This window comes from uncultured Lactobacillus sp. (assembly GCF_946477725.1).
Lineage (GTDB): Bacteria > Bacillota > Bacilli > Lactobacillales > Lactobacillaceae > Lactobacillus.
In genome coordinates, this window is the sequence record NZ_CAMKZC010000022.1 from 1 (window position 1) to 22,122 (window position 22,122).

Sequence of the window (22,122 nt, forward strand, 5' to 3'; positions counted from 1 at the left end):
GACACCGCTAATTATAAGAAACTGGTACTAGTTGTTCTTGTCAATGGCAAACCAGTGGGAATGGTTGACCTGCACAATATTAAGCTGAAAAATGAAAGCGGCGAAATAGGCTATTGGCTGGGACAAAAATATCAGGGTAACGGAATCATGACCCAGGCCGTTAAAAAGTTAGTAGACGTATCATTCAACCAATTTGGATTACACAGCATTAAATTACTGGCAGATCATAATAATAAACCTAGTAGAGCCATTGCAGAAAGACTGCACTTTGAACATGTGGCCAGGCTTAAAGATGAAGTCAAGTATCATGGCAAGTTCTGTGATATGGAATTATACATCACATTTAACCCTAAAAATTAGTCAAAAAAATTGCTGGTAAAATTTACCAGCAATTTTGTTATTTGTCTGCATATCCTTGAGGATGACTTTGGTGCCATTTCCATGCACTGGTCATCATATCTTCAGCGTTCTCATGTTGCGGCTCCCAGCCTAAAATAGTTCTGGCCTTAGCAGAATCTGCAACTAAGCTGTCAGGATCACCTGCACGGCGTGGCCCCATAGTATATGGAATTTCAACATTGGTAACTTTACGAGCCGCTTGTAAGATTTCCAAGTTGGAGTAGCCGTGAGCAGTCCCGAGGTTGAAAACATCAGATTTATTAGTTGTAACTAAGTGTTTTAATGCTAATAGGTGTGCGTCAATTAGATCTTCGATTTGAACGTAATCTCTGACGTTAGTACCATCTTTAGTGTTATAGTCGTTACCAAAAATGGTAAATTTGCCATCGCCACTGACAGCACTTTTTAGAATGTTGGGGATTAAGTGCGTTTCCGGAGAGTGATCTTCTCCGATTGACCCATCACTTGCGGCCCCAGCTACGTTAAAGTAGCGCAATGCAATTGACTTGATACCATCAGCTTTGTCTGCCCAGTGCATAATTTTTTCCATTATTACTTTGGTTTCGCCATAAGGACTGATTGGATTAAGCGGTGAATCTTCAGTAATTGGCAACTTCTTAGGGATGCCATATGTGGCAGCGCTGGAAGAAAAGACCAAATAATTCACACCCGCATCTTTCATTGCTTCCAATAAGGAAATCATGCCAGAAACATTATTATCATAATATTTAAGTGGCTTTTGCACAGATTCTGGTACTAAAGAATAAGCAGCAAAGTGCATGACTGCCTCAATCTTTTCTTTACGCAAAATTTGACTGACTAAAAACTTGTTTTCAATATCTCCTTGGTAAAACTTGGCTTTAGGATTAACTGCCATTCTGTGTCCTGTATATAAAGCATCCAGGACAACAACTTCATTATTTTGTTCGATTAATTTTTTAACAGCTACTGAGCCAATATAACCAGCACCGCCGATAACTAAAACGCGCATAATTTCCTCCACTGGATTAGTAATTTTGTATTCCGTCTAAATTTTAGCACATTCTGGCCGTTTAAAAGATAATTTATTGACAGTAAAATAAATTTGCAATAGAGTTACTTTTAGTAAGATAGTAAGAAAGAAGTATCAAAATGATTCATAATTCAACCATTAACCAGCAAATTAATCACCGTTCTATCCGTAAGTTTAAAGATCAAACACTAGATGCAGAACAATTAAATACTTTGTACACAGTTTTTCAACACACCGCGACGAGCATGTTTATGCAAAATGCAACAATGCTTCATATTACTGATGAAGGTAAAAGAGCTAAAATCAGGAAATTGTGCGGCCAAAAATATGTCGGGGCAGAAGGAGATTTGTTTATCTTTGTGGTAGATTTATACCGCAACCAGCAAATTCGCCGCCAGTTAGGTAAAGATGACGGCCGCGTTCATACCACTGATATTTTCTTTCAAGGACTGGAAGACACATTACTTGCTTGGCAAAATGTGGCTAATGCGGTTGAAAGCATGGCTTTAGGCTATGTGCCACTAGGCACTATTAATGATCACCCGTTAAAAATGTTGGAAGTGTTGAACTTGCCTAAACTGACATTTCCAGCTTTAGGAATGCAGGTAGGTATTCCCGACCAAGAGCCGCAATTGAAGCCGCGTTTGCCACTAGCATTTACTACTTTTGAAAATGAGTATCCGCGTGATTTTAAAGTGGGAGACTTGAAAGACTATGATCAAGTAGTTACCACTTACTATGACTTGCGGGATGCTAATAGACGCATTGATTCCTTTACCAAACAAATAGCCGGTGATAAATTAAATGATAAAAGAATTGACCGTGATGAGTTGCCGGAATTACTGCACAAGCAAGAACTTTGCCTAGATTGGAAATAAAATAAAAGTCGTACATTTGATTGCACGACTTTTTTTGTTTTGGTATAATTTAAACGTTGTGAAAGTTGCTGATTTAGCTCAGTTGGTAGAGCGTTTCCCTCGTAAAGAAAAGGTCGCCAGTTCGATTCTGGCAATCAGCATTCAGAAATTTTAGATAGCTCAAAACCTTTCAAGAAGTCCTAATGGGACAGCACTTGAAAGGTTTTTATATTGCAGCTGTATTAGCAAGATTTAGATAATTAGGTAAAACTTCAGAATAAACTGAAAACCTTTTGCGCATATAAATTTAGTATAAAAACAAAATATTTTTATAAATATATAAATTGTTGATTATCACTAATTGAGAGGTTAATAAAATGAGTAAAATTCCAACACCCACAATTGGAGAAATATTAAAGGAAGAATTTATGAAGCCGCTACAAAATTCAGCATATAGGCTAGCAAAATTAATAGGTGTGCCAACTTCAAAAATTCAAAATATATTGCATGATAGAGTTGGAATAACAGTCGATACTTCTATTAGATTAGGAAGAGTATTTGGCGTGAGTAACAAGTATTTTTTTAATTTACAGGAAGATATAGCTTTTCGTAAACAGATTTATCAATATATTAATTGGCTTAAAAGTAAAAGATCATTCATGACCTAATTGAGGTTAAATGAATGATTTTTTTATTTAAAAATAGCGAATTTCACTAGGAAGGCAGTTAAATTTATTCTTAAACTTTTGGTAAAAGAAAGTTTTGTTTGAAATTCCTACCTTTTGAATAATATCAGAAATTGACAAATTAGTTGAATTAAGTAGGTTGTATGCATCTAGTAGCCGTTGTTCAGTTAGTGCATCTGAAAAAGATTTACCCACAGTTTTCTTAAATAAATTGCCTAAGTAAGAGCGACTATAATTGGTCTTTTTTGCAATATAAGATAGAGAAATGTTGGCACTGTTAGCAGATATTTCTTTCAAAATATAAAGAATAATATCGGGAGTATTTTCTTTTAAAATCTTGTCAGAATGGATGTTGGTATTTCTTGATAACAATATCAATAACGAATTGAGGTAACTGTCAATTAGCTTATCAGAAAAATTCTTGTCAAAGTAATATTCTTCAATTATTAAATTGGCTATTTGGCGAATTGATGATTCAGTATGCTTTTTTCTATAAATCATAAAATCATGTGAGTTGTCATTGGCCAAAATAAAGCTGGACAGAACATTCTTGGTCTTGCCAATGGTTCTTAAATTTTCTAAAGAGAACTTGATGTTATTTCTGAAAATAATATTTATCAAAATGTCATCTTTACCCAGAGTAGCAATTGAATGGGTAGTGCCGACACCTAATAATAAAATATCGCCTTGGTTTAAATAAATGGTATGACCATTCACTTTTTCCTTGGCACTTCCTGATACCATATAATTCATTTCCAAGAATGTATGGGTATGTTTAGGATAGGGCGCAAAGCGGTTGTGCTTACTGACATATATATTTTTACCTTTAAAAAATTCCTCCGTAAAAATAGGCACAAATTTTTTGTCTGAAGCATGTAGCAAGGTTTTATCGTTAAAATCATTAATAAAAAGTTGTTCATTATATTGCTTTTTTTCCACCGGATTTAGTTCTTTTAGTTTGCTTAGTAATTCATTGTTCATCCATTTACTACCTCAAATATAACTACCTATCATATTGTTATTTGATATTATCTTCAGAATAGATAAGTTTATCAAAAATGCAATTAATACTTATGTTATGGTGCTATAAAACTAATAAATAAATAATTCAAATAAAAATCAACCTACCAATATGATACAATACGCAACCTTATATGTCATTGTAAGCGGTGACATTTTAACGTATAAATATAACTGTAAGGTTTGAAAGTGAGGTGATTACAATTGACAAAGACCTATGTGGCGGTAGACATTGGTGCTTCAAGCGGCCGTCTGATGCTAAGTCAATTAAAAAATGGCAAAATGGTCTTAACAGAAATGCATCGTTTTAAAAATGGTTTTACCTTAAAAAACGGACATGACCGCTGGGATATTGACCATATTATCAAAGAGATTTTATTAGGTCTTCAAAAAATAAAAAGAGCTGGCTTTAGTAAAATTTCTTTAGGAATTGATACTTGGGCAGTTGACTATGTTCTAGTAGGAAAAGATGGAAATAAGCTTGATGATCCGATTAGCTATCGTGATAAGAGAACCACGAATGCAATTAAGGAATTAACAGCTAAAGTATCTAAGGGACAGATTTATCAAAAAACAGGAATCCAATTTCTGGATTTCAATACTCTATACCAGTTGTTTGAGGAAAACAAGGAACTTCTGGCTCAAACAGATAAGATCATGATGATTCCTGATTATATCGGATATGTTCTCACCGGAGAAGCTGTTTTAGAGACAACAAATGCTTCAACTACGCAGATGTTGAGTCTCAGAGAAGGCTTGTTTGATCAGAATCTGCTAAAAGAAGTTAATGTGAGACAGGATCAATTTCCTAAATTAGTTGATGCTGGTACCCCGCTTGGTAAACTGAAGCGAGAAGAATTTCAAAGTTATGATTTGCCTGATACTGACGTGATTACAGTCGCAACCCATGATACAGCTTCAGCTGTAGTCGGCACTCCTGGAATAGGACATCACTGGGCATATATTTCTTCAGGCACATGGTCGCTTTTGGGAACAGAACTCAATGTTCCAGAAAATGGTCCAGATGCATATAAAGAAAATTACACTAATGAATGGGGAGCTTATGGCACCTATAGATTTTTAAAAAATATCATGGGGCTGTGGATGGTTCAATGTGTAAAACGTGATTTTAATGACAAGTATTCCTTCAGTGAATTAGCGCAATTAGCAAGCAAAACTAAACCGTTTAGTCAATTTATCAATATTAACGATGAACATTTTGTCAATCCCGAAAATATGATCCAAGAAATTCAAGCTTATTGTCAAGAAACAGGCCAAAGAGTTCCAAAAACACCTGGTGAAATAGCGATGGCGATTTACTCCAATTTAGCTTTATTTTATGCTTATGAAATACAAAAGTTAAATCATATTATAGGATACCAAATTGATACTTTGAATATTGTTGGTGGTGGATCAAACGTTGCCTTGCTAAATCAGTTGACGAGCACAGTTGCTGGCATTGATGCTTACGCTGGACCAAGCGAAGCTACAGCAATCGGTAATTTAGCAGTTCAAATGATTACCAGAAACGATGTTGCAAATGTTTCAGCGGCGCGACAAATTATTAAAGATTCATTTGCAATTAAGCATTTTAAACCTGAACAGGGTAAGTATTTAGGAACCCTTGATGACTACATTAACTTTTTGCACACAGCTAAACGGGGTGGAGCAATATAACAGTGGGCCCAGTTAAAATAAAAAATAAAATCAGTGTCAGAATGCATCATAAAAATCATATGCAATTGTCCACGATATTTGAACGAAAATTTGTGCAGTAAGCAAACCTTACAGTAGACCTATGCATGCAAGCTCAAGCGATAGTCTAGTTATTTATGTTTAGAAGTTTTTTAATAAAAGGAGAATAATGATGGTTAGTGAAAAAGCAGTTGAAACAGCATATCAAGTTGCTAAAGAACGCTACGCAGAAGTCGGTGTTGATACAGAAAAGGTTTTAAAGAAGTTACAAAATATTCGTGTATCTCTTCCTTGCTGGCAAGGAGATGATATCCACGGCTTCTTAACGCCAGATGCTGCTTTGTCTGGAGGAATTGGCGTGTCGGGTAATTACCCTGGCATTGCAAGAACACCTGAAGAATTAACTAATGACTTGGATGAAGCCTTTAAGTTAATTCCAGCCAAGCAAAGATTGCAACTGCACCAAATTTACGCTGTGACTGACGGTAAAAAGAAGGATGTGTCTGAAGTTGGACCAGAAGACTTTAAGTTCTGGGTTGACTGGGCAAAGAAGAATGATATTTACCTTGATTTCAATCCGACATTTTTCTCAAGTCCTAAAGTAAAAGAAAATATGACTTTAGCAAGTCCTGAAAAAAGCGTTCGCGATTACTGGATTCAAGTTGGTAAAAATGCACGTGCAATTTCTAATTACTTTGGCGAAGAGCAAAAAGCACAATCGATCGACAACTTCTGGATTATGGATGGTATGAAGGATGAACCTATCAGTAGATTGGATCCACGTGAGCGTTTGATTGATTCATTAGATCAAATTAACGAAGAGAAATATGATGAAAAGAACACCATGGAATCATATGAAGGCAAGTTGTTTGGTACCGGTGTTGAAAGTTATACGGTTGGCTCTCACCTCTTTTACAACAACTATGCTTTAACAAGAGGTAAAGATTGGTGTATGGATATTGGCCACTTCCATGAAGCTGAAGATCCTTCTGACTACTTGTCATCATTCTTAGCATTTGGCAAAGGCATGTTCTTACACTTATCTCGTCCAGTTCATTGGGACAGTGATCACGTACCTGCAATGAATGACATGTTAATTAAAATGATGCGGGCTTTGGTCAGAGATGATTTATTATCCAAGACAGTTATTGGCTTAGACTTCTTTGATGCCTCAATTAATCGCGTTTCTGCCTGGGTGATTGGTACTCGTTCAGCACAAAAAGCTCTGCTTTTGGCATTGCTGGCTCCAATCGACCAATTAAAAGATGCAGAAAATCACTATGACTATACCCTACGCTTAGCAGAAACTGAAGAATTAAAGTCATTCCCATTTGGTGCTGTATGGGATGAATTCTGCTTAAGAAATAATGTTCCCGTAGGGATGGATTGGTATCAAGAACTTAAGGATTATGAAAAGAACGTTCAATTTAAGAGAAATTAATAAGAAAGTTTCTGGAGATTAAATAATGACTAAGTTTATCAATTCAACATTTGTTAAAGATATGTGTAATATCAATCGTCAAAGCTATGACAATGGTTGGGATGAGCGCAATGGCGGTAATATGAGTATCCGTATTATTCCTGAAGAACTAAAGGAATATGAAGACGTTAAAGAAGTAAAAAGAGTTTTTGATCTTGGCTTTGACGCTAGTGGTTTGAAGGGGCAGTATTTTCTAGTCACAGGCACAGGACGCTATTTTAGGAATGTTTTCCAAAATACCGAAAAAGATTTGGGTTTAGTTCGTATTAGTGCTGATGGCCAAAAAGGTGAAATTGTTTGGGGTTACACTGATGGCGCTTTGCCCACAAGTGAATTTCCAACTCACTTAATGAATCACTATGCTCGTTTAAAGCTCGATCCCAGGCAAAGAGTAGTTATGCACTGCCACCTAACCAACTTGATTGCAATGTCATTCACTCAGCCACTTGATGAAAAGTATTTCAGTAAAACTATTTGGAAGATGCAAGCTGAATCAATGCCAGTTTTGCCAGAGGGGATAGGAATTATTCCTTACGAAACACCTGGTACTACAGTTATTGGTGAGCACACAGCAGCTAAAGTTGCGGATGGCTTTAGAGTTGTTATGTGGCCACACCATGGCATATTTGCAGTGGGTGACACACCGGATGAATGCTTCGGTTTAATTGAAACTGTTGAAAAAGCGGCTACTATCTTTACAGCGATTCAAGCGCAGGGTGGTAACAGGTTAGACGAAATAACTGATAAGCAATTGGTGGAAATTGCCAAGTATTTCCATGTTACACCCAGGGAAGGGTTTTTAGATTAAAAGCAAAATGAGTTGAGTATAAAAGAAAGTCGGAGTTAGTTAGCTTCGACTTTCTTTGTGTAAGGGAGATAACAATTATGAGTATGCCAATATTAGTTATTTTTTTAATTTTGATGGGTATCATTTCAGGCATTATTTCTGCCGTTGCCAGCATGGCATCTTTGGTATCTTATCCAGCCTTATTAATAGCAGGTTGCTCACCAATCGCAGCAAACATCACAAATACAGCCGCTTTAATTTTTACGGGCCCTGGTGTACTTTTAGCTTCTGCCAAAAAAATGAAGGGCCATTGGCAAGAGTTCAGCTTCTACTGTCTTTTCTTGTTATCCGGCGCGGTGGCAGGAGGACTGCTTTTAATCTCTTTTCCTGGAAAAGTCTTTGAAAAAATAGTCCCGTTCCTTGTTCTTTTATCTGCAATTGGATTAATAATGGCAAGCGGTAAAAAAAGTAGTGAGAATCAACCAAGAAAAAGAACTAAAGGAAAAATTTTTGGGGCTTATATTGGTTTATTTCTAGGAGGGGTTTACTCTGGTTATTTTGGTGCTGCTGCTGGTGTAATTCATTTGATTTGCATTAATTATCTATCTGATGATGAGTTTTATACTATTAACGCTATGAAAGATCTTGTAGGTGCTTTAGCAAATTTGGTAGCCTTAATTGTTTTTATTTTTGGTGCTCATGTCAACTGGATGATGGCCATATTGCTAGCAATTGGCTTATTTATCGGTGGCTATTTAGGACAATATAGTATTAAGTTCCTATCTTTAAAGATTGTATCTTGGATTTCCTTTGCTTTTTCAATTGTTTTAGCAGGTTGGTTATTTTATACTGCTTATTTTGATTAAAATGAAATTTTTCCACTTAAGGACTTATAAAAACAGTGAGTTAAGTATTTTTAATACCTAATCCATTGCTTTTATTTTTTTAATTTAGAGAAGTTGATTATCTATTTAACTGTTTTGCGAAATTGGTCGGGAGTAACATTATTCTGCTTTTCAAATGTTTTAAAAAAATAGCTAACACTTTTATAGCCCACCAGCCTTGAAATTTCTTCAACTGAATAATTAGTTTCTGATAAGTACTTTTTAGCTTGTTTCATCTTTTCTTGCATAATAATTTCTTTAATAGTCAGTGTAGTATGTTTTTTAACGTATCGTGATAAGTAAGCCGTACTATAACCAAAATTTTGGGCTAATTGTTGGACAGTGATAGTTTGAACGTTATCTTTTATTGCTGATATGACGTTTAAACTTAGGCTATCGATTCCAGTGTAAGAATAATAATTTTCATGGCTCAATTGGTCAAAAAAGATGAGCAATAACCCCAGCATTGCGTAATTATAATGATAATTATTGGTAACATATTCAGATAAAATTCCGTTAATTATAGGTAAATATCTAGATAAGCTGGTAGGGGAAAAATAGAGGTAACTGTTATTACCTTTATCACAAAGAAAATTACATAAATAATTGTCTTGCTGTAAAAATTCAGCAAAAACACCACCTGCAAAAATTTCCGGTTTAATGCAAATATTGATTACTTGTGCCTTAGGATCTTTGACCTTTAATGAGTGTGCACTATGTAAATTCATTAATAACAACGAATCAGGAAGTAGGTAGATATCTTTATTATTAATATTGCTAATTGCAATACCATTTGTAATGAAAACAAATTCATAAAAATCATGTTTATGAAAGGGTACAGGAATATCTAAATCGTGGCTTACCACAAAGATTTTTTCAGAATTTGGTATATTGCTTGAACGAACCAAATTTGGAATTTTAAAAAAATCATTTCTTGAAAGCTTAGGCAATTTATTAGAATCAATCAATTTCATTTTTGGTAATCCTCAATGTCATAAAAACACACAAACTTATCATAGCACAGTATTGTAAGCACTTACAAAAAGCTGTTAATATGACCATGGATTAAAGAGATAGGCCTATTAATGAAAGTTATTATGTAAGAGGTATTCGTTATGAATAAAACAAAAATGAAAATAAGTATTCTAAGTATGAGCTTGCTAACAATGAGCTTCTTAGTAATCACTAACGCATTTGGGGCGATGACAAAGTCTTTCCCAAATGTTCCTGTCGCTAAAATTCAAATGATAGGAACAGTTCCTTCTTTAGGAACACTAATTGCCACAGTGGTAGTTGGAACTTTGGCCGTTAAATATTCAAAAAAATTGTTATCGTTAATTGGTTTGGGAATAGCTACGTTGGGCGGTTTATTACCGCTATTAGTTCATAGCAGCATTGATGTTTTAATCGGATGTGCTTTTATTCTGGGATTTGGCTTAGGCTTTGTTAACACCTTAATTCCTATGCTCATTTCAATCTTTTTTGAAGGAGAAGAAAGAAATGCAATGATGGGTAAGAATACAGCGATGAATAGTTTAGGCTCTATTTTAATGATGCTTGGCGGTGGACTTTTAGGAGCTAAGAATTGGGTTAATTCTTATTGGGTATTTCTTTTAGGTATATTTGTTTTTCTCCTAGTGTTGTTTGCCTTACCGAATGATAAAGTAGACCGTAGTGAAAAGAATGCTAGCGGCAATATTTTTGGGATTTTAAAACATTTAAATGGATATGTCTGGCTGATAGGATTTGTTACTCTTCTAATGGGGATACTTTACACAATCTATCCGACTAACCTGTCAATTATTATTGGACAAAAAGAACTAGGTAGTACTAGTATTACGGGTATTATCAATGCTGTCGGCACAGCGGGCGGTTTTATTGCCGGCTTTAGTTTAAAGTATCTGAACAAAGTATTTAAGGACAAAATAATTGCTGGTGGTTACATTACTTTGGGAGTTACCTTCTTACTGGGAAGAATTGCCAATAACCTTATTTTAATTGGTATTGGCGGTGTCCTTTCAGGTTTTGCCATGTCTATGATTATGTCCACAATTCCGTTTTATATGTCTGTCCTTTCACATAAATATGAATTAGCAGTATCAATGATGCTTTTCCAATTTATGAATTCCATAGGAGGTTTTATTAGTCCTGTATTACTAAATTTACTTCACATTAAAGTTGGTGAAAGTTCCTTTACTTTTGGGTGTGTAAGTTGCTTTGTAATTGGTATTATTTGTATTTTGACAAATCTTGGTAAAAAAGTTTTGTCTAATTCTGTCAAAGAGGGATAGTAGAAATGATTAAAAATAGTGAAGATAAATGGTTAGGAAAATGGATAAGTTCAGATTTTGCTGAGGTTAGTAAAGAACCAGAGTTTTCTTTAGCTGACATGTTTGGTGGCAAAAAGGCACCAGTTCCCAAGCCTGTTGCTGAACGATTACATGCGCCAATAGTTTTTAAGAAAATTTTTAATATAGCTAAAACTATTAATTCCGCCAAACTAGAGATTACTGCACAAGGCCTGTATCAAGCATATTTAAATGGTCAAAAAGTTGGTGATGCCGTCTTTACACCAGATTATACGCAATACCAAGAATATTTACTATATCAAACGTATGATATAAAAGATCTATTAGTCAGTGGTCAAAATGTGTTGACAGTGGTTGTAGCAGATGGTTGGTATGCTGGTAGAATCGCTGTTTCAGGAGAAAGTTGTCAGTTTGGCGATCGGTTAGCATTACTAGCTGACTTAACTGTTGAATATGAAGATCACGGCTTTTTGAAAATTGGTACTGATTCGTCTTTTTCGGTCGGTACCGGAAAGTGGCGTTATGCAGATGTCGTTATCGGTGAAAAGCAAGATCTGCGCATTAAAAATGAGTTAGCTACTAATACTCCTTTTGCTAAAAGAGCAGAAGTGATCGATGCAGATTATGAGCGCTTAGCCCCACAATTTGGTCCGCTGGTAAAACGAATGCAAACTTTAACAGCAAAAAAGATTTTGCAAGAAGAAAACAAGTTAGTAGTTGATTTCGGTCAAGTTATAACGGGACGAATTCGGCTAACAGCTACTTTTAGAAAGGATGTCGATATTAAGATTGAACATACTGAAGCTTTGGATCAAGATGGTCATTTCTTCAAAAATATCATTGGTCGTAATAAGGATCAGGAAGATCATGTGATTGGCAATGGTAAATTGGCAACTTTTGAGCCTGATTTTACATATCATGGCTTCAGATATATTAGGATCACTGGCCTTGAGCAAGCAGATATTCAAGATTTGACTGCGATAGTTATTTTTAGTGATATGAAAAGAACTGGTGAGATAAGTACTTCTAACCGGCAAATAAATCGTTTACTACAAAACATTAAATGGAGTCAACAGGGAAACATGTTGTCTATTCCAACTGATTGCCCGCAGCGTGAACGTGCTGGTTGGACCGGGGATATGCAAGTCTTTGCACCAGCCTCTACTTTTTACTACAACGCAGAAAATTTGATCCGTCGCTGGCTAAAAAATGTGCGGATTGATCAGCAAAAAGACGGGGAAATTATTGACTACTCACCAGCTCCTGCCAGCTTTTATCAAAGCACGTTGGATTTTAAAGGCAGCCTAAGTTCAGCCGGTTGGGGCGATGCAATTATAATGGTCCCATGGACTTTATATCAAAGATATGGTCATAAAGAGATTTTGACCGAAAATTATGCTGCCATGAAGAAGTGGCACAATTATAGCGTCAAAAGTGCTGCTGGTCATAAGAGTGGCATTGATCGCTACATTTGGGATACTACATTTCATTATGGTGACTGGATGCTTCCAAGCATGATGATTGGAGATCCTAATCCAATGAAATCTGCTGCAGCAACCAAAGACGTGGTTGCTACTGCCTTTCTAGCTCATTCTGCAGATCTTCTTGCTAAAATAAGTAATGTTTTAGGCGAAAATGGTGACGAATATATTGCCTATTCTAATAAAGTTAAGCAAGCCTTTACTGAAAAATTTGTCAAAGACGGGAAATTAACCAGCGACTATCAGGGATGTTACGTTCTGGCCTTAGCTTTTGATATGATTAGTGATACTAATACGAGAAAGAAATTACTAAGTAGATTAGTGGCATTAATTCATAATAATCATGACTGCCTAGATACAGGGTTTTTATCCGTTCCTTATTTGTTAGATGTTTTAGTTGATAACGGTGAAACTGATTTAGCCAAAAAGGTCTTTCTCCAAAATAAATATCCGTCTTGGTTATATGAAGTTGATCATGGAGCAACAACTATTTGGGAATCATGGGCAGGAATTCAACCAGATGGTAAAACAGGAACATTTTCGTTCAATCACTATGCGATGGGCTGTGTTCTTGACTGGTTTATTAGAAAAGTTGTTGGTCTAAAAGAGGTTAAACCTGGATTTAAGGAAGTAGAAATTAAGCCTCAGATAAAAGGTGTTGTTGATGATTTCCAAATGAAATACTTGAGTGAAAATGGCTTGTTTACAATAAAATTGCTGAATGGAAAATATGAATTTACTATTCCTGAGGGTTGTAAAGCGATAGTATATCTTCCAGATGCTGCTGGCTTTTTAAAGAAATACCCTGAAGCCAAAAATCAAAACACCAGAATTAGTGTAAAATCAGGTACTTATCAATGGGAATATTAATGCAATAAATAAAGGATTGGTCCAAACTGGTGAGCTGATCCTTTATTTTTCTTTAGCCCTGTATTTAAAAAGATCAATACTATGGTAAACGACATACTTCTTCAAAAATATCTGTAATTATGTGAACATATGTACTATAATTCGCTTATAGGCTTTTGCAACTTGATAGGTAGCGGGCATTTATGCAACAAAAACAAACTTTTTCAGAAATGATTTTTCATTTTTATCAGAAACTGAGTAATGTAAAGATTGATTTACCTGACTCATATAAAATAATTAATCCTTATAGTGGCAGAAACAAAAAGCAAGTTTTGCAAATGGTCCAAATTTTCTATCAGAAGTATTTCAATGACAACAACAAGCGGCGCTTGATACTGGGCAGTTCTCCAGCGAGAAGAGGATCAGCAATAACAGGAGTTCCCTTTGAAGATGCCTCAAATCTCCAGAAAGAAACAGGAATTGTAATAGCAAATTTTCATGTCAGTAATGCCTCTTCTGATTTTTTAAATAAGGTCATAGATAAATATGGTGGAAGGAACAAATTTTATCATGATTTTTACCTCAATTTTGTTTGTCCCTTGGGCATTTGCAAGACCAATTCCAAGGGTAACGAAGTAAATTGCAACTATTATGAAAACAAGCTTGTTGAAGAAATGTTAACTCCTTTTATGATTTCTGCACTTAAAATGCAAATTAACTTTGGAATTGATACTTCTGTTTGTTACTGCATCGGCAGTGGTCAAAATTATCAAGAACTAAGCAAAATTAATAAGAAATTACATTTGTTTCAAAAAATAATTCCACTTGAACATCCGCGTTTTATTACCCAATATCATCCTGAAGATGAAGAAAAATATCTGAGTAAGTATCTCAATGCTCTGACATGTGAATAATAAAAATCATTAGTTTTAAAGATAAGTGAGGTCATCAATTTATGTCCGATGTAATCCTTGAAAAAGTAAAAACAATTTATCAAATGTACCAAAATGGTGATTTAGGTGATACTACTTTACCTGAAGATAGCAACCCGCACTTAGATCCAAGTACTAATGAAAATGCGCTCTATTTCACGTTGCCAATGGCTTTAAATTATCAGAGAAATTCCTATACTTTGTGGGAAAGTGCCTTGAAAACATATGAAGATCCCGAAACTAGTTTTGTTTTTATACCGGCAAGAGTTATTACTGCTGGGTATAAATCAGTACAAAAAGCTTTGACTAAGTATCGGCTTGCTTTGCAAAAGAACAAGCAAACAGATATTTGGCTTAAATTATGTCAGACATTTATGGAGCTTTCTGACGGTAATATTATCAAATTCATTAACAATTTAGATAATGATGTTGATAAAATAAGGTATTTCATGCAGAAAGACGCTAAGAAAAAGTTCCCGTATTTGTCTGGTAATAAGCTTTGTAACTATTGGCTCTATGTTCTCAGTAAATACACTACAATTCCCTTAAAAAACACTAATAATATTTATATTGCTGCAGACAGGCATGTAATCAGAGCAAGTTATAAATTAGGCTTAATTACTAAAGAACAAATGGAAAGTTCTAAAGTGCAAACCTATGTGATTAGTGCTTGGGCAAAAGAACTGCAGGGCACTGAATTTGTGCCAACCGACCTGCAAAATCCCTTGTGGTTATGGAGCAGGAATGATTTTAAAAATCTGACTGCTTCTAATGCAAGGAAAAATTAAATATAAATAACATTTTTTTATTAAAAACGTTTAAATAAAATTACTTTAAACAAAAACCTTTCAAAACAGTTCTTAATGAACCTGTATCTGAAAGGTTTTATTTTGGAATTCTACTTCTAAAGATTAAAAAAGTTTACGCGTAATAATCAATAATTGCTTTCAATATTTTCGCAGCGTCAGGGTTGCCGGTGCCTTCTTCATAATATTTGCTAAAACGTGGGTCACACACATACATTTGGGCAAGTTTCTTATGTGCTTCTCCCGAATACTGACCTTTAGGCCATATTGTTAATAAATATTCTTTGTGCAAGTCGAAAAGGTGCTTGGCAGCAGCTTGTTTGACACCATCAGTCTTATTAAAGTTCTTTAATTCAGTTAAAATTTCAGCGGACAATTTTTTGAAATGTGCTAATTCGTCTGCAGATAAAGAACTGAACTTGTCATTACTAAAATCTATTTGAGCATCACCATATTTCTCCCTGATTTCCCTACCGTATTGTTTTTCATTTTTATTAATCATTTCTGTTTTTAATGTGGCAAATTTTTCCGTGTCAGTCATTTGTGCTTCTCCCTTCATTGTTGCAAGTGTCTTGTCTAAATTCTTAATCAAATCATCTAGATTTTGCTGCTGTGCAACTAGTTTGCTCCGCTGACTTCGTAAAACTTGATATTGAGTTTCCGTTGAAGTCTGCATTACCTGTTTTATTTGTTCCAGTGGCAAGTCAAATAGCTTTAAAAATAGAATTTTCTGCAATTGATCAACTTCGCTTTCCTCATAATAGCGATAATTATTTTCGGGATTCCTGCGCGCTTTTAAAAGCCCTTGTTTATCGTAATAGCGTAAAGTTCGTGTTGAAATGCCAGCTAGTTTTGCTAGTTCATTGATAGAATATGACATGTTTAAAATCTCCTCACTTGCAAAATTAAGTATATTGGTTGACGCAGCGTCAAGGTCAAGCACGGAAAATGATTTTTGAGAATAAAAAAGCCAGTAACTCAATCAAGATTACTGGTTTTTGATTATGATATTTAATTTACGACGTTTAATTTTTCACCTTTTAGAAATGCTTGCAGATTTTCAACGACAATACCCAGCAAACGATCGCGGGTTTCGCGTGGTGCCCAAGCAATATGAGGGGTAATGTAACAGTTCTTAGCAGAAAGAAGTGGACTGTCAGCAGGAATGGGCTCTTTTTGGGCAACATCAATCCCCGCTGCAGCGATCTTGCCTTCATTTAAAGCGTCTGCGACATCTTTTTCATTAATTAAACCGCCACGAGCAGTATTAATTAAAATGACGCCGTCCTTCATTTGACTAATTGCCCCTTGATTAATCATTTCCGTAGTTTCTGGAGTTTGTGGCACGTGTAAACTGATGATATCTGCTTTTTGATAAAGTTCGTCAAGTTCAACCTGCTTAACGTAATCCGGTAAATCTGATTTTGGCCGATGGTTCCAAAAAATTATATTCATAGAAAAAGCATGACCGATTTCTGCCACTTTTTTAGCTATGTTGCCAAAGCCAATTAATCCTAAAGTTTTACCGTTTAGTTCCATTAACGGTTTTGCCCAAAAAGTAAAATCAGGGTTGCTGCTCCAGCGACCTTCATGGACTAATTTGTTATGTAAACCAACTTGGCTGGTAATTTCAAGTAGCAATGCAAAAGTAAATTGGGCAACCGCATCAGTACCATAAGTAGGGATGTTAGTTACAGGAATGCCAGCTTCACGAGCTGCAGTGGTGTCTACAATGTTATAACCAGTAGCAGTCACACCAATGTATTTGATGTTAGGCGCAGTCTTAAGGACTTTTTCGTCAAGGGGCGTTTTGTTAGTCAAAACAATTTCAGCATCCCCAATCCGCTTTAAAATTTCATCATCGTCGTCCACTGGAGTACGGTCATAAAATTTGCATTTACCTAATTTTTCAAGTGCTGACCAATCTAAATCACCAGGATTCAAGGCATAGCTGTCTAAATTAACAATTTTCATAATTTGAACCTCACATTATTATATCTGTACTTCTTAAGTTTACTACATATACGGCAGGGATAATTAGAAAACATGGATAGTATTAATGTAGTAATTGGAACCATATTTGACAGTGTTTATAAATAAATTTAAACTTAACGAGTATTCTGCTTTTTTAGTAATACTTAAATATTATTAATTAGGTTGAAATAAAAAGGTTTTAATATGCGATCTCTAGATTTTAAACTAAGTTGCGCTTTTTAAATAGTGGTATAAATTAGTTTAGTAAATAAATGTAGAAATTAGTAGAATTAAGAAGGAGTTATTAATGAAAAAATGTCCTCAATGTGGCGCCATCATGGATAAAGACGTCAATTTTTGCACGTCTTGTGGTTATGACTTGCGCAACATTAGTGTGCAAAAAGAAGAAACCGTTTCTACTGCTGAGGTAAAAAATTCTCCAAAAAAAGAGGCAGAGCAAACTAAGTCTGAATTACCAGTTGGCAATACTACAAATAATTCGAAAGGACAATATTTAAGTTATTGGCAGTGGTGTATTGATTCATGGCGTAATCCAGGTACAAGTAGTGTTAATGTAGCAAGCTGGTATGGTTGGCTAACAATTTTGATTAAGGACGCTTTAATAGTTTTAGGACTGTATTTTTGTGCCAATACTATTATTAATACTGTAATTGGCTGGGCTAACCATCGAGGTAGTAACATTAGTGGCTGGGAAAATTTTCATGTTCCTTTTAATATCATGCTTGAAATATTTCTTGTGATGGTGATCTTTGAAGTAGTAGTAATCGGTGGCTTTTATGCTGGCTATAGGTATGTGTATGATAGACAACTTAGCTTTTGGGAATTTGTTAATCGCAGTGTACATGCCTGTAATTTAAATCTAATTCTTTCAGCTGCATTCTTTTTGTTAATGGTTTTAGGACTTAATAGTATTAAGTTTGTTATTACTTTGCTTGTGATTATGCTGGGTCTATTTATAGCAAGCCAACATGTTATCTTGTTTGGCGATCAAGGAGCCGTTCGTGATAAAATTTACGGATTTTTAATTGCCTTTGCTATTATATTTTTGTGCCTAATGATTTTAGATTCTATTATTTATAGTTCTATGATTAATTCAATTATTAGCGAAATTATGTCAATGCAAAATGGATCAATGTAGATAGTGTGAGTAAAATGAGTGATTCTAAATTTTGTCCTAATTGTGGTCAACCAATAAAAAAACTAGATGCAGAATTTTGTCCTAATTGTGGTCATAAGCTTTCTCAAACCAAGCTTAGCCGAAAAGAATTTCAATCCCAGCAAGCTAATAGCTTAGCGCAGCCAGTTGCTAATCAACAACAAGTTACGACAAATTCGGTCCATCGTCCCATGAAAAAAAGAAATAAAATCTTGCTGATTTGCTTAGGTGTTTTGGTGATAGCATTTGCTGCATTTTATGCATGGGGTTCTAACCACTATCAAAAAAATAACCAAATTAGTCAGATTGCGGCAAGTTTAAAAAACCCGCATGCCAATTTAGCCCCATATGTTGTCTCTGAAAATCCCAATGCACGTGTAACAACAGCAGCTTTAAAGCCAACCCAAGAGTATTATGCTGAACATTATGTTGAAGCTGACAAGATGGCAGAAGCCTTTAAATATGGCGACCAATATGAGAATGTCAGTTTAGTCCAAAATGGCCGCTATTTACTTTTGTTTCCTAAATACTGTTTGCAGTTAAAAACTTATTCACCGCAGATAAGAACCAACCACGCCAATTCTACTATCTATGTTAATAACAAAAAGTTTGGTGGAGTTGATGGTAGTGGCGAAGATTATTATAAAAAGATTATGCCATTATTTCCTGGTAAATATCATATTGCAGTAAAATCCATTGCATCAGGTCATCAGTTAACTGCTGATAAAAGTACTAATATTTTTTCTAATAAAGAAATTGATATGAATATTAAAACAGTTAATTTTACGATTAAAAGTATTCCTACTGCTGAGGTCTACATTAATGATAAAAATGTGGGTAATCTTGATAAAAGAGGAAATAAGGTGTTTAAGGATTATCCGATAACTGACGATATGAAAATTTATTTGGTTACTAAAGTTGCTGGCAAAGCGCTTAAATCAAAAACTGTTGACTATGATGAAATGGGATTTGAAGATGATGATGACAGCAGCAGCAATGTAATTAAACCTGAATGGCCAGGCTTAATTAATAAAGATGATGCTGAGGATATTTTAGAAAATGACTTTAATTCACCAGACGAAGATGACTTTATCGGTGGTGCAGAAAATAAAGGCTATCAAGAATTACACTCTCAAAATTCCGGTTTTAATAAAGATGACGATATTAATGATTACAATATGGAATGTTCTGTAGTTTCGATTACACCAGCTCCTAATAATTGCAGCAATGTTACTTATAAGATTACTTATACTTTTGAACATGATGATTTTGAACATAAACAGGTTTTGCTCTATACTGGTGGCCTTTTTAAGCAAACTGGAGATAGTGATGATGGTAGTCAAAAGATTAAATCAATTGGTAATGGCAAAATAATTAGTGATAAAAAGTATGATAATTAACACTATTTTTTCAAGCACTAGTTTAATTAAAAATGATTTTTATTAAAAAGCGCTTTCTTTTTTAAAATTAATAAAAGAACAATTTTTTAAAGAAAAACATCTGTTATAACTCTTAATATTGTGCTATTATTTTTATATAATAAGAAAGAGAGGTAGTTTTCTTCATATGCATGTATTAACTCAAATTTGTGAGTCTTTTGCAATGGGGAAAGTGCGGCTTTCTTATCTATATAAATTGTTGCTGCTGTTTTTTAATATGATCAATAATAGACTTAGCTTGATACGTCAGTATTATGCTAAGTCTTTTTTGATTGCAATATTTCCAGTTTAGGAGGAAATCATGCCAAAATTTAAAAAGTTTTTAGTTGGTGCTATTGCAGTTTTAGGTACAGCTTTACTTGCCGGATGTTCTAATTCAGCTAAAAAGCAAGCTGATAGTGGTACACCAAAGTCTCTTAACGTACAGTTCGTACCCAGCGTTTCTGCGAATACGCTAGAAACTAAGGCAAAGCCATTAGAAAAAATGTTATCCAAGCGTCTGGGAATCCCAGTTCATGTTTCAGTTTCAACCAGTGGTAATGCATTGGTAGAAGCAATGAAGTCTAAAAAAGTAGATGTTGGCTTTTTACCAGGGGATGACTATGTGCAGGCTCATAAACAGCATGCAGCTGACGTTTTATTACAGTCAGAGCGTTTTGGCTTGAGCAGGCCAGACGGCAACTGGACTAAAAAATTAGTTCATACTTTCCATTCCGAGATTTTAGTTAGAAAGGACTCTGGCATTAAGAGCTGGAAGGATCTTAAGGGTAAGAAAATTTCAATTCAAAGCCCAACCTCAACATCTGGTTATATTTTCCCAATTGCTGAGTTAAAGCAAAAGGGATTCGATGTTCCTCGTAGCTGCAAATTAGTTACTACCACTGGACACGATCAAGCCGTACTAAATGTTTTAAATAAAGACACTGATGCAGCTTTTGTTTTTGAAGATGCCCGCAACAATGTAATCAAGGATAATCCTAAGATTAAGTCCGAAGTTGTGCCAATTTACTATACTCGTGCTATCCCCAACGACACTATCTCAGTTATTCCTAGTTTGTCAAAATCCTTCCGGGAAAAATTAGCTAACGCATTTATTGCAATTGGCAAATCTAAGGAAGGTAAGAAAGTAATTGAACGTGTTTACTCACATGAAGGATATGTCAAAGCCAAAGATAGTGACTATGACACTGTGCGCAAATATGAAAAAATTTCTCAGTCGATTTCTAAATAATCTGACTATTAGATAATATTAAATGCATCTTTTCAACTAAAAGTGAAAAAGATGCATTTTTTGTGGAGAAAATATAAACTAAATTCAGATAAATATAAGTTTTTTAATAATTGCGATCTTAATTTTGTAAAAAAGCTCCAGATTGTTTTAATTAACTTAAATGTAAATTGCAACCTTTTTAGTTCAGACTATAGCTATCGAACAATTTCAAACATTGACAAACAAAAGCTAACAACTATAATAAAAATGGACTAAGTTAGTTGCTTAATCTAGTTAAGAAGTAGGTTACTAATGTTAAAGAGTGAAAGACTGAAAACTATCTTACAAGTAGTAAAAACTCAGAAATTTGTTACAGTTGATGAATTGGCACAGGCTTTAAAAGTTTCGGATATGACAATTAGACGGGACCTCAATGAATTGCATAAGGCAAATAAAATTTTGCGTATTCATGGTGGTGCTCAGTTATTATCTGATCAGATTCGGACCGAAAAAAGCTACCAGCAAAAACGGGAAATTCATAGTAAAGAAAAGTATGAAGTAGCTAAAAGAGCTTGTAACTTAATCCACGAAAATGACTCAATTTATGTCGGCCCGGGAACAACGTTAGAGTTACTTGTTGCTAACCTAAAAGTTAAGCATTTGAGAATAGTTACTAATTCATTACCAGTATTTGAAGCTGCAAAAGATAATATGAATGACTATGAACTGATTATGGTTGGCGGCTCATATAGAAGAATAAGTGGAGCTTTTGTGGGTGCTTTAGCTAACAATGAGTTAAAAACTATGTCTTTTTCTGTTGGTTTTGTCGGCGTTAATGGCATTAAAGATACTTCTTTGACAACTGCTAACTTAGAGGAGGGTCAAACCGAAGGTATTGGATTAGACCGTTCTCAAATAAAATTTGTTGTCGCTGATTATACAAAGTTGGATCACAGTGATTTTCACCAATTTTACGATTTGCGCAATGTGGATGGACTAATTACTAACCATGGAATTGAACCTGAGTTGGAAAAGCATTACAGCCAGTTTACGACTATATATAAATAGTTTTTGAGAGGAGATTTGACTATGAAGGTTGTCATTGGTAGTGACAAGGCAGGTTTT

The 22,122-nt window shown here is 34.9% G+C and carries 20 protein-coding genes and 1 tRNA gene; 16 read left to right on the top strand and 5 right to left on the bottom strand.

Going from position 1 to position 22,122, the window contains the following annotated elements; genetic code table 11:
* A partial coding sequence (locus Q0R51_RS07505) for a GNAT family N-acetyltransferase (RefSeq protein WP_294757801.1) occupies positions 1-360 on the top strand: 360 nt, incomplete at its 5' end.
* 37 nt (positions 361-397) lie between these two features.
* On the opposite strand, the gene galE is transcribed toward Q0R51_RS07505, so the two are convergent.
* Complete coding sequence (gene galE / locus Q0R51_RS07510) at positions 398-1,390, bottom strand: UDP-glucose 4-epimerase GalE (protein ID WP_198203030.1); 993 nt, start codon at positions 1,388-1,390, stop codon at positions 398-400.
* A 140-nt stretch (positions 1,391-1,530) separates the two neighbouring features.
* Between galE and Q0R51_RS07515 the strand changes: the two genes are divergently transcribed.
* The 3 genes from Q0R51_RS07515 (at position 1,531) to Q0R51_RS07525 (ending at position 2,936) form a co-directional block, all read left to right on the top strand.
* Positions 1,531-2,289, top strand: a complete 759-nt coding sequence (locus tag Q0R51_RS07515) for an NADPH-dependent oxidoreductase (RefSeq protein ID WP_198203029.1) — start codon at positions 1,531-1,533, stop codon at positions 2,287-2,289.
* 67 nt (positions 2,290-2,356) lie between these two features.
* Positions 2,357-2,429 (top strand) — tRNA-Thr (locus tag Q0R51_RS07520).
* Positions 2,430-2,645: 216 nt separating this feature from the next.
* Positions 2,646-2,936: a HigA family addiction module antitoxin gene (locus Q0R51_RS07525; protein ID WP_198203028.1), complete on the top strand. Its 291-nt coding sequence runs from the start codon at positions 2,646-2,648 to the stop codon at positions 2,934-2,936.
* A 27-nt stretch (positions 2,937-2,963) separates the two neighbouring features.
* On the opposite strand, the gene Q0R51_RS07530 is transcribed toward Q0R51_RS07525, so the two are convergent.
* Entirely contained in the window at positions 2,964-3,935 is a 972-nt protein-coding gene (locus Q0R51_RS07530) for a helix-turn-helix domain-containing protein (protein ID WP_198203027.1), read from the bottom strand.
* 243 nt (positions 3,936-4,178) lie between these two features.
* On the opposite strand from Q0R51_RS07530, the gene rhaB reads away from it, so the two are divergent.
* From rhaB to Q0R51_RS07550, 4 genes are all read left to right on the top strand, one after another.
* On the top strand, positions 4,179-5,651 hold the full coding sequence (gene rhaB / locus Q0R51_RS07535; RefSeq protein ID WP_198203026.1) for a rhamnulokinase: 1,473 nt from the start codon (positions 4,179-4,181) through the stop codon (positions 5,649-5,651).
* Positions 5,652-5,841: 190 nt separating this feature from the next.
* Positions 5,842-7,110 carry an L-rhamnose isomerase gene (locus Q0R51_RS07540; protein WP_046324383.1) on the top strand — a complete coding sequence of 423 codons (1,269 nt, stop codon included), beginning with the start codon at positions 5,842-5,844 and terminating at the stop codon, positions 7,108-7,110.
* A 25-nt stretch (positions 7,111-7,135) separates the two neighbouring features.
* A complete protein-coding gene (rhaD, locus tag Q0R51_RS07545; RefSeq protein WP_294757806.1) occupies positions 7,136-7,957 on the top strand; it encodes a rhamnulose-1-phosphate aldolase in 822 nt (273 codons plus the stop codon).
* Between the two features lie 77 nt (positions 7,958-8,034).
* Positions 8,035-8,802, top strand: coding sequence for a sulfite exporter TauE/SafE family protein (locus tag Q0R51_RS07550; RefSeq protein WP_294757807.1), 768 nt, complete (start codon positions 8,035-8,037; stop codon positions 8,800-8,802).
* A 101-nt stretch (positions 8,803-8,903) separates the two neighbouring features.
* Here the strand turns inward: Q0R51_RS07550 and Q0R51_RS07555 are convergent, their stop codons facing one another.
* A complete protein-coding gene (locus tag Q0R51_RS07555; protein ID WP_265667023.1) occupies positions 8,904-9,794 on the bottom strand; it encodes an AraC family transcriptional regulator in 891 nt (296 codons plus the stop codon).
* A gap of 141 nt (positions 9,795-9,935) precedes the next feature.
* Here Q0R51_RS07555 and Q0R51_RS07560 point away from each other — a divergent pair, with 141 nt between their 5' ends.
* The 4 genes from Q0R51_RS07560 to Q0R51_RS07575 all read left to right on the top strand — a co-directional run bounded on the left by Q0R51_RS07560 (position 9,936) and on the right by Q0R51_RS07575 (position 15,179).
* Complete coding sequence (locus tag Q0R51_RS07560; protein ID WP_294757809.1) at positions 9,936-11,111, top strand: MFS transporter; 1,176 nt, start codon at positions 9,936-9,938, stop codon at positions 11,109-11,111.
* Positions 11,112-11,116: 5 nt separating this feature from the next.
* Entirely contained in the window at positions 11,117-13,480 is a 2,364-nt protein-coding gene (locus Q0R51_RS07565) for an alpha-L-rhamnosidase (protein WP_294757811.1), read from the top strand.
* Between the two features lie 182 nt (positions 13,481-13,662).
* Positions 13,663-14,373 (top strand): uracil-DNA glycosylase family protein, encoded by a 711-nt coding sequence (locus tag Q0R51_RS07570; RefSeq protein WP_294757813.1) that lies wholly within the window; start codon positions 13,663-13,665, stop codon positions 14,371-14,373.
* A 41-nt stretch (positions 14,374-14,414) separates the two neighbouring features.
* A complete protein-coding gene (locus tag Q0R51_RS07575; protein ID WP_294757815.1) occupies positions 14,415-15,179 on the top strand; it encodes a hypothetical protein in 765 nt (254 codons plus the stop codon).
* 133 nt (positions 15,180-15,312) lie between these two features.
* Here Q0R51_RS07575 and Q0R51_RS07580 read toward each other — a convergent pair whose 3' ends face one another.
* Positions 15,313-16,077 carry a MerR family transcriptional regulator gene (locus Q0R51_RS07580; protein WP_294757816.1) on the bottom strand — a complete coding sequence of 255 codons (765 nt, stop codon included), beginning with the start codon at positions 16,075-16,077 and terminating at the stop codon, positions 15,313-15,315.
* A 131-nt stretch (positions 16,078-16,208) separates the two neighbouring features.
* On the bottom strand, positions 16,209-17,171 hold the full coding sequence (locus tag Q0R51_RS07585; RefSeq protein WP_294757818.1) for a D-2-hydroxyacid dehydrogenase: 963 nt from the start codon (positions 17,169-17,171) through the stop codon (positions 16,209-16,211).
* Between the two features lie 307 nt (positions 17,172-17,478).
* Here Q0R51_RS07585 and Q0R51_RS07590 point away from each other — a divergent pair, with 307 nt between their 5' ends.
* The 4 genes from Q0R51_RS07590 (at position 17,479) to Q0R51_RS07605 (ending at position 22,065) form a co-directional block, all read left to right on the top strand.
* Complete coding sequence (locus Q0R51_RS07590; protein ID WP_294757819.1) at positions 17,479-18,330, top strand: zinc ribbon domain-containing protein; 852 nt, start codon at positions 17,479-17,481, stop codon at positions 18,328-18,330.
* 14 nt (positions 18,331-18,344) lie between these two features.
* The gene (locus tag Q0R51_RS07595) at positions 18,345-19,748 is read left to right on the top strand and encodes a zinc ribbon domain-containing protein (protein ID WP_294757821.1); all 1,404 of its coding nucleotides are present in this window, start codon (positions 18,345-18,347) and stop codon (positions 19,746-19,748) included.
* 340 nt (positions 19,749-20,088) lie between these two features.
* Entirely contained in the window at positions 20,089-21,018 is a 930-nt protein-coding gene (phnD, locus tag Q0R51_RS07600; protein WP_294757823.1) for a phosphate/phosphite/phosphonate ABC transporter substrate-binding protein, read from the top strand.
* A gap of 291 nt (positions 21,019-21,309) precedes the next feature.
* A complete protein-coding gene (locus Q0R51_RS07605; protein ID WP_174795242.1) occupies positions 21,310-22,065 on the top strand; it encodes a DeoR/GlpR family DNA-binding transcription regulator in 756 nt (251 codons plus the stop codon).
* The last annotated feature ends 57 nt before the right edge of the window (positions 22,066-22,122 follow it).